Origin of the sequence: Treponema rectale, from assembly GCF_014202035.1 — a bacterium.
Classification (GTDB): Bacteria; Spirochaetota; Spirochaetia; order Treponematales; family Treponemataceae; genus Treponema_D; species Treponema_D rectale.
Genome location: NZ_JACHFR010000001.1, coordinates 1,000,496 through 1,013,901 on the forward strand (window position 1 = coordinate 1,000,496; position 13,406 = coordinate 1,013,901).

9 protein-coding genes and 6 tRNA genes are annotated in these 13,406 nt (G+C 40.0%); 11 read left to right on the forward strand and 4 right to left on the reverse strand.

What is annotated here, in order from left to right:
- Positions 1–11: 11 nt before the first annotated feature.
- The 3 genes from HNP77_RS04340 to HNP77_RS04350 are packed head-to-tail and all read right to left on the reverse strand — an operon-like array spanning position 12 to position 3,640.
- The gene (locus tag HNP77_RS04340) at positions 12–1,256 is read right to left on the reverse strand and encodes a flagellar hook-associated protein 3 (protein WP_184651925.1); all 1,245 of its coding nucleotides are present in this window, start codon (positions 1,254–1,256) and stop codon (positions 12–14) included.
- A 41-nt stretch (positions 1,257–1,297) separates the two neighbouring features.
- Positions 1,298–3,169 (reverse strand): flagellar hook-associated protein FlgK, encoded by a 1,872-nt coding sequence (flgK, locus tag HNP77_RS04345; RefSeq protein WP_184651926.1) that lies wholly within the window; start codon positions 3,167–3,169, stop codon positions 1,298–1,300.
- A 21-nt stretch (positions 3,170–3,190) separates the two neighbouring features.
- On the reverse strand, positions 3,191–3,640 hold the full coding sequence (locus HNP77_RS04350) for a hypothetical protein (protein WP_184651927.1): 450 nt from the start codon (positions 3,638–3,640) through the stop codon (positions 3,191–3,193).
- Positions 3,641–3,799: 159 nt separating this feature from the next.
- Here HNP77_RS04350 and HNP77_RS04355 point away from each other — a divergent pair.
- From HNP77_RS04355 to clpX, 9 genes are all read left to right on the forward strand, one after another.
- Positions 3,800–3,871 (forward strand) — tRNA-His (locus tag HNP77_RS04355).
- 34 nt (positions 3,872–3,905) lie between these two features.
- Positions 3,906–3,979 (forward strand) — tRNA-Arg (locus tag HNP77_RS04360).
- Positions 3,980–4,008: 29 nt separating this feature from the next.
- Positions 4,009–4,081 (forward strand) — tRNA-Lys (locus tag HNP77_RS04365).
- Positions 4,082–4,125: 44 nt separating this feature from the next.
- Positions 4,126–4,206: transfer RNA gene (locus tag HNP77_RS04370), tRNA-Leu, on the forward strand.
- Between the two features lie 29 nt (positions 4,207–4,235).
- A tRNA-Gly gene (locus HNP77_RS04375) sits at positions 4,236–4,307 on the forward strand.
- A 30-nt stretch (positions 4,308–4,337) separates the two neighbouring features.
- A tRNA-Gly gene (locus HNP77_RS04380) sits at positions 4,338–4,409 on the forward strand.
- A 74-nt stretch (positions 4,410–4,483) separates the two neighbouring features.
- Positions 4,484–5,854, forward strand: coding sequence for a trigger factor (gene tig / locus HNP77_RS04385; protein WP_184651928.1), 1,371 nt, complete (start codon positions 4,484–4,486; stop codon positions 5,852–5,854).
- 117 nt (positions 5,855–5,971) lie between these two features.
- Entirely contained in the window at positions 5,972–6,595 is a 624-nt protein-coding gene (gene clpP, locus HNP77_RS04390; protein ID WP_184651929.1) for an ATP-dependent Clp endopeptidase proteolytic subunit ClpP, read from the forward strand.
- Entirely contained in the window at positions 6,595–7,860 is a 1,266-nt protein-coding gene (gene clpX, locus HNP77_RS04395; protein ID WP_184651930.1) for an ATP-dependent protease ATP-binding subunit ClpX, read from the forward strand. Before clpP ends, clpX begins: the two co-directional genes overlap by 1 nt.
- A 63-nt stretch (positions 7,861–7,923) precedes the next feature.
- On the opposite strand, the gene HNP77_RS04400 is transcribed toward clpX, so the two are convergent.
- A complete protein-coding gene (locus HNP77_RS04400) occupies positions 7,924–9,069 on the reverse strand; it encodes a glycosyltransferase family 4 protein (RefSeq protein ID WP_184651931.1) in 1,146 nt (381 codons plus the stop codon).
- A 51-nt stretch (positions 9,070–9,120) separates the two neighbouring features.
- Here HNP77_RS04400 and HNP77_RS04405 point away from each other — a divergent pair, with 51 nt between their 5' ends.
- Entirely contained in the window at positions 9,121–10,281 is a 1,161-nt protein-coding gene (locus HNP77_RS04405) for a DEAD/DEAH box helicase (protein ID WP_184651932.1), read from the forward strand.
- A gap of 95 nt (positions 10,282–10,376) precedes the next feature.
- Positions 10,377–13,397, forward strand: a complete 3,021-nt coding sequence (locus tag HNP77_RS04410) for a chromosome segregation SMC family protein (RefSeq protein ID WP_184651933.1) — start codon at positions 10,377–10,379, stop codon at positions 13,395–13,397.
- The last annotated feature ends 9 nt before the right edge of the window (positions 13,398–13,406 follow it).

Consider the following 13,406-nt stretch of genomic DNA (forward strand, 5'->3'; position numbering starts at 1 on the left):
CCTGCATTATTTTATCTTATATAATCAAGAAGCGTGCTTGAATACATTTTACCGGCATTGCTGAGAGTTGCCTGATTTACATACTCAAGCATTTTAAGGTCTGTAATGGCTTTCGTCATATCCACATCACCTTCACGGCTTACAAGACGTGTAACATTAAGATTGTTTGTCTTTGCAAGTTCCACGTTATTTACAGCACGTTCATAGTCACTTCCAGATTTAGCCAGACGGGTCGTAAGATTATTCATTCCCTCATCAAGAGTTCCCAATATTCTTCCGCCAATAGCTTCATTATCACCCCTCAGCATGGCATCCCTTAAAGCTATTACAGAGTCAAACAATGAACCGCCTGAAACTTTTACATTATCGGCAATATTGTAAGGAGGAAGCTGGCTCTTATCCTTTATGATTCCAAGGTCTCCCAAAACACTTCCATCCCTGTCTTCAAGCCATATCTGGTGAGCATCAGTAGTTACAAGAGAAAGACCGTTTGATATAGGATCAACGGAAGCCTTTATAGCTGCTCCGGAATCATTGATTTTTGCTGCAAGAGCATAAACATTGTCACCTGCATTTATCTTAATATCAACTCCATCAACAGAAATTACGGCATCAGAAGCACTCTGCCAGGAAGTCATATCACGCTGTGCTATCAAAGACTGTTTTTCTGCCCAGAATGTTTTATTTCCGGAAGCATCAAGAGTCATATAATTGTTTTCATCTACTTCAATTTTATTTAAACCGATATTTCCGTTATAACGTACTTCCTCTATCAAAGCACCGTCAGCACCAGGAACATTTCCCATTATTATATCAAAAGCTGTTGAACTGCTTCTCGTTCCAGCAAAAAGTGAATTACCATCAGGACCGACAGCATTGGCATTCTGAATCATTTCCTTTAAAAGTTCATTAACTTCAACAGCCATATTCTTAAGGTCATCCTGATTGTAAGTACCATTTGCTCCTGTAACAGCCAGTTCACGTACCCTCTGCATTATCTGAAGGTTCTGATTTATATAACCGTCCCTTACCTGAAAATTATCAGCCGCAGTCTGTGCATTTTTCTCAAACTGATTGACACGGGTTAAATAAGACTGATAGCGGACAAGATGACCGGCAGCAATAGGATCATCCCTCAGAGATCCAATTCTACTCTGACTTCCGATCTGAGCATTCATCTGATTCTGGCGTATTTCCTGCTTTCTAAGATAGTACTGAGTATCATTATTATTCATCTGTGAACTTATTCTATTCATTCCGTTTCTCCTTATGTTTCAACATATAACCAAAAAACTGTTCAGACTCCAAGACGGTTTATGAGAGTATCAAGAAGTGCATCCTGTACCGAAATAAATTTTGCAGCTGCATTATACCCATGCTGAAATTTAATTATATCAGCAAGTTCTTCATCAATATTGACACCGCTTATAGAATCACGAAGACTCCTCAGATCATCCATAATCTTATTCTGGCTTGCAAGCTGATTCTGTGCCTGCTCTCCTTTCAAACCTACTTCAGTAACTGTATCAGCAAAATAATCATCAAAGGTTCTCTGTTTACCAATCATTACTTTTGTATTTCTGATTGCCGCAAGCTCAACAGCCGCCCGTCCGTCAGAAGCATCTGCAAAGCCCTGCCCGTTAGCATAGGCAGAAGCAACACTTGAAACATCTGAAACAATGGAAGGATTAACTTCTACATAAGCAGAAGGATTCCTTAACGGACTTACAGCAAACTGGGCACCGGCAAGAGAATTAACAGCATCAGCCCTGTTCCAGTCAAAGGCTCCGGCTTCGCCGGACTGACTGAGTATTCCTGCATATCCGGCAAGGAAAAGACCGGAATCTTCAACATGACGTATTACAAAATCAGGATTTGAAGCATCTGAAGCTGCAGAAGCTTTCAATACAAGGGAATTATTTCTGTCCAAATAAGCCTTTACTTCTGAAGCAGAATCATTAATACGATTTATAACATCCTCAACCGTATCAGTCGGATAATACGGAACGCTTACAGTTTCTGCACCGGCATTAAAAGTCATCGTTCCTGCAAGACCAGTCTGTTCCTGGGCTTTTAAGGCGTTATTTCCAGTAATTCTGAATATCCGGCTGGAATCTTCAACACCGTCGCCGTCGGAATCATAATTACCATTTACATTCTCAACAAAATCATGCTGTACAAAAAAATCAAGACCCGTAACATTGTTTTTTCCTACAGAGTTGCGGTGAACGTCATTCACAAGGTCTGCAAAATTAAGAGTCATCGTATCAAGGGACTGAAGCTGGGCTCGAAGATCTTTATCCCTAAGTTCAACAAGTGCCCCAAGGGAACCGCCCCTGAAATAAGCATCAGCATTCGTATCAGTCCATACAAGCTTTGAATATCCGCTGTCATTATCCTGAGGTGCAAATCCAATCTGTCTGTTTACGGCCCCCTGAACGATAATCTGTCCGTCTGTATGAACCATAAATTCATCCGGATCCCGCTGAGTAACAGTAACGTTTATCAGGCCTGAAAGTTTTTCTACAAGAAGATCCCTTCTGTCCATCAGATCATTAGGATTATCCCCCACAGCCTTTGATTTTACTATTTCAGCATTAAGTGCAGAAATCTGCCGCGAATAATCATTAACCTGCTTTACAGTCGCTTCTATATCTCCATTAATCTGATTTCTGATTGATTTCAGAGAGTTAAACTGCTGCCTGATTGAGTTTGTAAGACTTTCTCCTCTTGTAACGACTGCCTGACGGGCTGCATCGCTTTCAGGATAATTAGAAAGTTCCTGCCACCCTTCCCAGAATTTATCCATATTGTATCTTACTGAAATTTCATCAGGCTCATTGTAAACCTGCTCAATCATTGAATAATAATTATTTCTTGTTTCCCAGTAAGTCTCTTCATTTTCCTGTGCAACGATTCTTGACTCAAGAAGTTCATCCCGGATTCTGGTTACGCTTTCTACATCAGTACCCTGTCCAAGCTGTCCAGGGCGCATCTCACGTTCCAGGTCAGGACGATATATAGGTTCAAACGACTTTACGATAACACGCTGTCTGGAATACCCTTCAGTATCTGCATTTGAGATATTATGACCTGCAGTCTGAATCTGTACTGTATGAGCCTGAATTGATCTTTTTCCTATTTCTATACCTGCAAAAGAATTTCCCATAATAAAGTTCCCCCGAAATAATCAAAATACTGCATTCACAATAAGTGAAGGCGCCGAAGATTTACGTAACTGACCGGTACGGGTATAAACCGGAGTTCTCTGCTGCGGTGTACAGCGTTCAATAACACCATAAACAAATTTCTGAGCGGACTGAACATATTTTGCAAGAGCTTCATTTTCAATCTTACTTTTCATAAGTTTTGACCTTACACTGGTAAAAACAGGGGAAATATTTTTATCCATATAAATGGATTTATCATCACCGGCAAGAATTTCCCTTTTTTTATCAAGATTTACAAAAGAATCACTGAGAGTTCTGATTTTACACAAATTTTCCTCCAGATCACTCCAGCGGCGTTCCCTTACGCATTCATGAATTTCATTCTGTTTTACGAGGATGGCATCCAGAACGCCTTCAAGATTTACTAAAACTTCAGCAAGATCAGCTCTATGATTTTCTGTAAAATTCATATTTCCACTCCTACTCTGTTTATCGGAATTTTAAAATTCAACTTTAGAATAATGATGATTAAATATTTACGAAAAAAAATGATTTTTTTTTATTATTTTTTTTAACTCACTTGACAAAGTTTTATGTTTTACGATATATTCTTCTACGTTGATTACACGGTGCCTGTAGTTCAGCGGTGGAATCCCAGATTGTGGATCTGGTTGTCGTGGGTTCGAACCCCACCAGGCACCCAGACTCTGTAAAGTATAGAATGGAGTAACCCACGCGTCCGTAGCTCAATCGGATAGAGCAATGGACTTCGAATCCGGAGGTTGCACGTTCAAGTCGTGTCGGACGCATACTTTAACAGGCCAAGTAATAAAAATACGGGCGATTAGCTCAGCTGGTAGAGCAACAGACTCTTAATCTGTGGGTCGGGAGTTCGATCCTCCCATCGCTCATAAGGATTTTAACCCCGTTTAGGCTGATTCAGGCACTTTTTCTTGCGAGGGTGGTGAAATTGGCAGACACGCCAGACTTAGGATCTGGTGCCCTAGGCGTGAGGGTTCAAGTCCCTTCTCTCGCACTAATTTTTGATTTTAGTGTTTTAAGTTTGCAGGAATGGCTCAGTGGTAGAGCGCGACCTTGCCAAGGTCGATGTCGCGGGTTCGATCCCCGTTTCCTGCTCGAAACAAACAGCGGAAACGCAAATTATTTGCAGGAATGGCTCAGTGGTAGAGCGCGACCTTGCCAAGGTCGATGTCGCGGGTTCGATCCCCGTTTCCTGCTCGAAAATATAGAGCGATTTGATTATTCTCAAATCGCTTTTTTTTTACAATTTTTATAAAACAGAGGACACTCAAGTGAAAGTAACAAAAGAATTCACAAGAATCGAAAATTCAGCAGTAAAACTCACTGCAACTGTTTCAAAAGAAGATGTAGCTGAAGGCTACAAAAAGACACTTGCTAAGTATTCAAAAAACCTGCAGCTTCCAGGCTTCAGAAAAGGCCATGTTCCTGCAAGCGTCCTTGAGCAGAAATACGGCGACTCACTTAAAATTGAAAGCATCGGAGACATAATCGACGAATCACTCAATGAAATCTTTAAGGAAGAAGATGCAAAAGACATCCGCCCTCTTCCTTACAGTCAGCCGCGTCTTGAGAACGACAAGATGCCAGAATTTGATTCATCAAAAGATCTTACATACACAGTAATTTACGATGTATTCCCAAAAGTAGAAGTTACTAACTTCAAAGGAATCACTGTAAAGGAACCACAGGTTAAAGTTGGCGACGAAGAACTTAACAATGAACTCAAAGCCATTCAGGAACGCAATGCAATGGTTATCGACAAAAAAGACGGTGACCCTGTAGAAAAAGAAAATATTGTAACTGTAGATTACAAGGAACTCAACGAAGACGGTTCAACAGTTGAAGGCAGCGAAAGACAGGACTTCGTATTTACAGTTGGAAGCGGCGAGAATATCTACAAATTTGATGATGAAATCCTCGGCATGAAGAAGAATGATACAAAAGAATTCTCAAAAACCTTTGCAGCAGATGATGCAGATAAAGACCTTGCCGGAAAAACTAAGAAAATCAGTGTAACAGTTAAAGCTGTAAAAGTACGCAACCTTCCAGAACTTGATGACGATCTTGCTCAGGATGTTAATGAAAAATTCAAGACTCTTGAGGATCTTAAAAAAGACATAATGCTGAATCTTGAAACTGCAAAGAACAGAAAAATTGCAGAAATCAAAAACCAGAGTCTTCTTGACCAGCTCGTAGAAAAGAATCCTATCGAACTTCCTGCTTCAATGGTTGCAGCAGAAAAAGAAAGCCGCTGGAACATGATGGCACAGCAGTTCAGGACATCACCGGAACAGCTTGAAAAGATGGTTGTTGCAAGCGGCCAGTCAAAAGACGCAATGCTTGACCAGTGGACAGGCAACAGCGAAAAAATGCTTAAGAGCCGTCTTATCGTAGACACACTCCTTCGCGAAAAGAATATTTCCGTTACACCGGAAGAAATCGAGGCTCAGTACGAAAAAATTGCTTCTGAAAACGGAATGACTGTTGAAGAAGTAAAAGATCACTATAAGGATCCTAAAACTAAGGAATACCTTATCGATGATACGAAAGAAAACAAGCTTTTTGATGAACTTTACAAAGAAGTAAAGGTAGAAAAAGGCGACAAAATGACTTTTGCTGATCTTTTCAAGAACGAAAGATAAAGTAAAATATAATTTTGTGAAAACGGAGTGTTGTCGCATTCCGTTTTTTTTGTTTATATTATTAAGTATAAAAACATTAAATCTAATAAAACAGGTTTAAAAATCACGGGAGTTTACATGAACGAATACATGAACACACTGGTTCCTACAGTTATGGAACGAAGCGGAAACAGCGAACGGGCTTATGACTTATACTCAAGACTCTTGAAAGACCGCATTATCTTCGTTGATGGAGAAATCAGGGATGAAACAGCCGACTTAATTGTTGCCCAGCTTCTTTATCTTGAAAGTGAAAATCCTGACAAAGATATAAACATGTACATTAACAGCCCCGGGGGCTCTGTAACAGCCGGGCTTGCAATTTATGACACTATGCAGTACGTAAAATGCGACATTCAGACTATCTGCATGGGTCAGGCAGCAAGCATGGGAGCAATCCTTCTTGCAGGAGGAACACCTGGAAAAAGACATGCACTTCCGTCCAGCCGCGTAATGATTCATCAGCCTAGAGGCGGAGCCGAAGGTCAGGAAAGTGATATTGCAATCCGTGCAAAAGAAATCATCAGATTAAAAAAACTCAGCATAAAATACCTTGCCCAGCAGACAGGAAAATCAGAAGAAGAACTTGCTCATGACATGGAAAGAGACTTTTTCATGAGTGCTGAAGAGGCAAAAGACTACGGCATTATCGATGACATTCTCATTTCTACAAAAGCTTCTAAAAAAGGAGAAAATAAATAATGGCACGTTTTGGTAAAGGAGACGCAAAGATCTGCGCATACTGCGGAAAACCTGCGGACAGTTCAAGAAGAGTCGTTCAATCACCGGCAATTCCTGACGTATACATCTGTGAATTCTGTGTAGATGCGTGTCGTGACGTTCTTGATGATCAGGAACATTCCATTGCTCCTATCAATATGGAGGACATCCCTACTCCAAAAGAATTCAAGGAATATCTTGATCAATATGTAATCGGACAGGACTATGCAAAAAAAGTTCTTTCTGTAGCCGTATACAATCACTATAAACAGCTTTCAGGAGACAGGCTCTCAAAAACAGGAGAAAACATTAAGATTGAAAAATCAAATGTCCTTCTTCTCGGACCTACAGGCTCAGGAAAAACCCTTCTTGCAAAAACGCTTGCCCAGAAACTTAATGTTCCCTTTGCAATAGCTGATGCAACCACGCTTACAGAAGCCGGTTACGTAGGCGAAGACGTAGAAAACGTCCTTTTAAAGCTTTATAACGCAGCCGGACAGGATGAAAAGGCAGCAGAAAGAGGCATAATTTTTATCGATGAAATAGATAAAATTGCAAGAAAAAGCGAAAATACTTCAATAACACGGGATGTTTCCGGAGAAGGCGTACAGCAGGCACTCCTGAAAATTCTTGAAGGTACAGTAGCTTCCGTTCCTCCTCAGGGTGGAAGAAAACATCCTAATCAGGACATGATCCATATTGATACAACAAATATTCTCTTCATCTGTGGTGGAGCTTTTGTTGATCTGGATAAAATAATTGAAAAACGCCTCTCTACCAGTTCAATCGGATTCGGTGCAGAAGGAACAAGAAGAACTGAAGCAGAAAGAATGGAACTTCTTAATCAGGTTACATCTGACGATCTCGTAAAATTCGGAATCATTCCTGAACTTATCGGTCGTCTTCCTATTACCTGTGCACTTAAGGAACTTGACAAGGCTGATCTCAAGAGGATTCTTACAGAACCTAAAAATGCAATCACGAAACAGTTCCAGGCCAGCCTTGCAATAGATGACGTTGATCTCAGTTTCAACGACGAGTCAATAGAAGAACTTGCAGAAATTGCAATAAAGAATAAAACAGGAGCCAGAGGACTGAGGGCTATTGTTGAAAAAATACTTCTTGACATAATGTTCGAAGTACCGAGCGTCAAGGGAAAAAAGAAACTTGTAATAACCAGAGACATCGTAAATCAGAAATGTATCCCTGACCCGAAAACTCTCCTGATCGAAGAAAAGACAGCCTGAGTTCAAAAATAAAAAAACTGCATTATTGCCAGACTATAGGCATAATGCAGTTTTTTTTATCGCTTACTGTCTTTTTATTACAGACAGAACCACTTCCATGGTTTTTGCAGCGGTTTTTTCCCATTTAAAATTTTTAGTCCATTCAAGCCCACTGGCAACAAGTTTAGCCCTGAGTTCCGAATCAACTGCAAGACGCTCAAGACAATAAGAAATTTCCTCAACATTGTTACTGTCAAAAAACAGTGCATTATTTCCGGCAATTTCCTTCAGGGCTCCAGATGAAGAACAGGTTACCGGAATTCCCGTAGCCATCGCTTCAAGAACAGGAAGCCCTACTCCTTCATTCATTGAAGGAAAAGCACATATTTCTGCACCCCGGTAAAGTTCAGGAAATCCTTCATGAGGAAAATATCCGGTTATAAAAATATCACTTGCTGCTGACGAAGTAAAAGCTGCCCTGTGAACAAAATCACTGTACGGACCTTCACTTCCAGAAATAACAAGTCTGTGAGGAAGTCCTGTTCTTTCCTTAAAGAGCGTAAAAGCCTTAATCAGTTCCACATGCTTTTTTTCTTCGCGCTGCATGCGGCTGGCATAAATTATATACGGTTTTTTTATTGCAAATGGCTTTATATCAACTACATCATTTTCAATTCCAAGATTTTCCTGCGGATAAAAAATACTGTGATCAATGCCATTATGAACAACCTCAACACGATTCGGTGTTATTCCTGAAGAAAGCAGGTCATTCCTTATAAAATCACTGGCTGCAATAACGCAGTCTGCCCGGGAAAGCCCCTTTACAATCTGACGCCGGAGAAATGCATTTTTTGTCTTATCAAAAACACTGCTGACCATGTCACTGATTATGGCAATGGAAGGAACGGAAAAATTAGACGGTATGATTCTTGCGCCTGCCGGAAAAATAACGGCATCATACTTCTGTTTTTTTGCAAAGGAATTAAACTGAAACTTATGCCATAAAAGTTCAGGCGTTACCCCTTCCAGTATATTGACACTTTTAAAAGTAAGGTTTGGATTTTTCTCGGTTTCAGGAGAAACATATGTATATCTGTCTATTTCAGAACCAAAAAGTTCAAACTGAATATCCTGATAATCAATGCTCAGCTGCCTGCACATAGAAATAAGATAAGAGCCTAAGCCCGAGCGTCCGTGATCGCAGCCAAAAGTATCAATTCCAATCTTCATAATGGCGCAAATTATACCACAAAGAGCTGAAAATATGCTATAGTTTGAAACATGAACAGTGTATTTGAAGATTTATCAAAAGAAACAGTAGAAAACCTTAATAAAAACGGCATAACTTCACCGACTCCCGTACAGCAGAAAGTAATTCCCCTTATTTCTCAAAGAGAAAACATTCTGTTCCAGAGTGAAACAGGAACAGGCAAAACTTTTGCATATCTTATTCCGCTTGTTGAAAGGCTCTTAAAACTGGATAATCCTAAAAAAGAAGTCAAACTGCTGATTGCTTCTCCTACATATGAACTCGCCAGCCAGATAAAAATTCAATTTCAGAAACTTTCTTCCCTTAAATGCATTCTGTGCATAGGCGGAGCCCCTGTATCCAGACAGATAGAAATGCTTAAAGAAAAACCTGTTGCCGTTATAGGCGGAAGTGCAAGGCTTCTGGAACTGATTCACTTAAAAAAACTGAAAGCTGATGCCGTTGACGTCCTCGTACTCGATGAAGCAGACCGGCTTTTAAGCCCGGAACTCAGAGATGAAACCATTGCACTTATGGAGAGACTTCCAAAATCAGTCCAGCTCATTGGAAATTCTGCTACGGTAAGTGAATTTACAAGAAAAACCCTGGAAAAAATGAGAACGGAAGCAGGCATTGAAGGTTCATCAATGATACTTGTAGAACTTCCAAAAGAAGATGTTTTACAGAAACGCATTGAACACCAGGCCTTATTTTCAGAACGCAGGGACAAAATAGACACCCTGAGAAGTTATATAAACGCAGTAAAACCTGAAAAACTAATCGTATTTACTTCGAAGACAGACCAGGTAGAAAACATCGCTTCAAAGTTGAAATTCAGAAAAATTGAATGTGAGGGACTATGCCGTCACAGCGACAAAAAAGAAAGAAAAACGGTAATAGACAGATTCAAAAGCGGAAAACTCAAGATTCTCATAACAACGGATCTTGCTTCAAGAGGACTGGACATTCCCGATATAACGCATGTAATACAGATGGATCTTCCTGAAAATGACGACTTTTTTATCCATCGGGCAGGACGTACGGCCCGTGCAGGAAAAACAGGAATAAACTGTGTAATTGGAGATGAGGTTGAAATGCACCGTTATGCGGCACTGGAAAAAAAGCTTCATCTAAAAGTCTATCCTAAAATCCTTTACGGCGGAAAACTTCTGAAGCCGGAAGATGCAGAATAAAAATAGCTGATTTTGCTGACATTAAAGGCAAAAATCATTATAATTCTAAAACTTTTACGGAATTTAAGAAAAACTATAATTTTAAGAGGACAACCGTGTTTTTAAAAAGTCTGGAAATATTCGGGTTCAAGTCTTTTGCAGACAGGACAAAAATCAACTTCCCTGACGGTATTACTGCGTTACTGGGACCGAATGGATGTGGAAAAAGTAATGTAGTTGACGCAATTAAATGGGTTCTTGCAGAAAATAAATCAAAAAATCTCCGTGCCGACTCAATGAACAGCGTAATATTCAACGGAACAGAAACAAGGCCGGCTCTTAACATGGCAGAAGTTACTCTTACAATTGCAAATGAAAACGGACTTCTGCCCCTTGCTGATGAAGAAATTGCAATAAAAAGACGAATTTACAGAACAAAAAAAGATGATTCAGTAGAAAATCACTATTTCATAAACGGAAACGAAGTAAGTGCAACTGCAATCAGAAAACTTTTTCTTGATACAGGCGTCGGAAAAGCTGCTTACTCAGTAATGGAACAGGGAAAAATCGACCAGATTCTTTCAAGCAAACCGGAAGACAGGCGTTACCTTTTTGAGGAAGCTGCGGGAATCTCCAGAAGCAAGGCCCAGATTCAGGAAGCAGAGAGGGATCTGGAAAAAACAAGAGCAAACCTTGCACAGATTGACCATGCACTGGCAGAAACAAAAAGAAGTTATGAAACTCTTAAAGTTCAGTCGGAAAAAACTTCCAGATACAGGAAACTTCAGGACGAAAAATTCAACTATGAACTTGATATACAGCTCCTTAAACTCAAAGACTTTACGGTAAATAAATCCCGTCACGAAGAAGAAAGAAAGGAAGCAGAAAAAAAACGCAATGAAGCAGCAAAAGAAATAGAAGAAATTTTCCGTTCCATCAATGAAAATAATGATAAGCTTGAACAGCTTCAGGACATTCAGAACAAAAAACAGATGGAGCAGATAAAAATTGCCAGAGATCAGAGCGGCCTCAATACACTTGTTTCAAAGTATAGAAATGACGAGCGAGATATAGGCATTACAATTTCTCAGATTGAAAGCAAAATTAAAAACAATCAGATGAGGATTGACGATTTCAATGATGAAATTGATTATCATAATTCTGATCTTCACGCAAAAGACAAGCAGCTTGCAGATATAAGCAAGAATATCGATAGTTTTGTTTCCAACATAAATCTTTCATCAAGCCAGATTGATGAGAACACAAAAATAATAGGAACAAATTCTGGAAAAATTCATAATCTCGACAACGAACGTGCCCTGCTTCAGAAAGATCTTGAAGCCATCACCGAAGATATCGTTACAAAACTTGATGCAAAACTCAGGGACGCAGGCTACTCTTCCGCATCAAATAAAAAAGCAAAGGAAGAACTTACGATTCTTCTTGAAAAAATTAAGATTTTTGCAACAGGACGTTCAAACATTTTCAATGATTTTGCTTCCCTGCCCCATCATACAGAAAAAGACTCTCTTAAGATTGTCACAGATGCCGTAGCAGCATTCAAAGACCTGCTTACAATGTTTGATGAACTTTCTGCATCCATTGAAAACTACACAAAGACTACACCTCAGTTTATCGATGAATTCTTAAGTCCGGAAGGTATAATCACAAAGAAAAGAAGCATCGACCAGCTTATTCAGGAAAACCTTGCAAAAATAGATTCCATAAAGAAGGAAAGCGAGGAACTTACTAAAGTTAATGCTGAGCTTAATAAAAAAATCTCGGAATATAGGGAAACCCTTAGCGACCTGCGTACGAATCAGGCAACCATCAATCAGCTTGTAGTATCAATAAAACAGCAGATCAGCCAGACAAACCGCTACCTTGTTCAGGAAAAAGCAACCATGCAGGAAAATGAAACTTCCCTTATGCATGAACAGAAAAAGAAGGAAGAACTTTCGGAACAGATAGAAGATCTTGAAAGCCAGATTGCCGAACTTCAGTACAAGGGTGAGCAGCTCACAAAGGAACTTTCTGACCTTGATAAGCAGATTGCTGAATGCAATTCAAAGGTAAACGGAAAGGACGACATAATCCGCAAAAAGCAGGAAGAGCAGAAAAAATACCAGGCCCGTCTTGAGGAACTTACTGTAAGATTAGCTCAAAGTGATACGGAAATCCGTAATGTAAAGCAGAACTTTCAGGACGTACATTCCAGAAACCTCATGGAATTTGAAGAAAGAATGTATACGATTACAGCTTCTTCAGTTCAGCTAAAGGAAAAACTTGCCCAGACAAAACAGAAAATTCAGGATCTCGGACAGGTAAACCTCATGGCTGTAGAACAGTTTGCGGAAGAAAAAGAGCGTTATGAAAGGCAGCAGGCAAACTATGATGATACACAGAAAACACTGGAAGACCTTATTCGCGTAAGTGAAGAAATCTGTACTAAATCCAGTGAAATGTTTCTGGATACTTACAACAAAATCCGCAGAAACTTTCATAATATGTTCAGACGGCTTTTTAACGGAGGAAGAGCAGAACTCAGGCTCAGTGATCCGACGAACGTTCTTACATCCGGAATCGATATATATGCACAGCCGCCTGGAAAAAAACTTGAAAACATCAGTCTTCTTTCCGGAGGTGAAAAGACAATGACCGCAGTTGCACTTCTGTTTGCAACCTATCAGGTCAGACCAAGTCCATTCTGTCTTCTGGACGAAATTGATGCGGCCCTCGATGACAGAAACGTTTCCAGTTTCGTAAATACATTGAGGACCTTTGCAAACGTAAGCCAGTATATTGTCATTACTCATAACAGAAAAACTGTAGTTGCAGCTTCAAGCATGATCGGTGTAAGCATGGCAGAAAGCGGCATTACAAAGGTTGTTCAGATTCCTCTTGATGAAGACATGATTAACGGAAGGGCTAAATTTGATGAGGCGGACAACTTCGTAGAAGAAGATGTTGAGCCGGAACAGGGAATCGTCATTCCGCCAAGACCACCAAGACGTGAACATAATCCGGACGGAACACTCAAAATAAAGAAAGAAGAAAAAGAGCCGGAACATTCTGACTGCAGCACAGATACAGAAGAAGAAGGTTCAGTTTCTGAAAAGGAGAACGACAAGTCCTAAAAAGACTGC

Bases quoted from the DNA above. Each gene is read 5' to 3' on its own strand.
- HNP77_RS04340 (WP_184651925.1), bottom strand. From the start codon at position 1,256: ATGAATAGAATAAGTTCACAGATGAATAATAATGATACTCAGTACTAT.
- flgK (WP_184651926.1), bottom strand. From the start codon at position 3,169: ATGGGAAATTCTTTTGCAGGTATAGAAATAGGAAAAAGATCAATTCAG.
- HNP77_RS04350 (WP_184651927.1), bottom strand. From the start codon at position 3,640: ATGAATTTTACAGAAAATCATAGAGCTGATCTTGCTGAAGTTTTAGTA.
- clpP (WP_184651929.1), top strand. From the start codon at position 5,972: ATGAACGAATACATGAACACACTGGTTCCTACAGTTATGGAACGAAGC.
- clpX (WP_184651930.1), top strand. From the start codon at position 6,595: ATGGCACGTTTTGGTAAAGGAGACGCAAAGATCTGCGCATACTGCGGA.
- HNP77_RS04400 (WP_184651931.1), bottom strand. From the start codon at position 9,069: ATGAAGATTGGAATTGATACTTTTGGCTGCGATCACGGACGCTCGGGC.
- HNP77_RS04405 (WP_184651932.1), top strand. From the start codon at position 9,121: ATGAACAGTGTATTTGAAGATTTATCAAAAGAAACAGTAGAAAACCTT.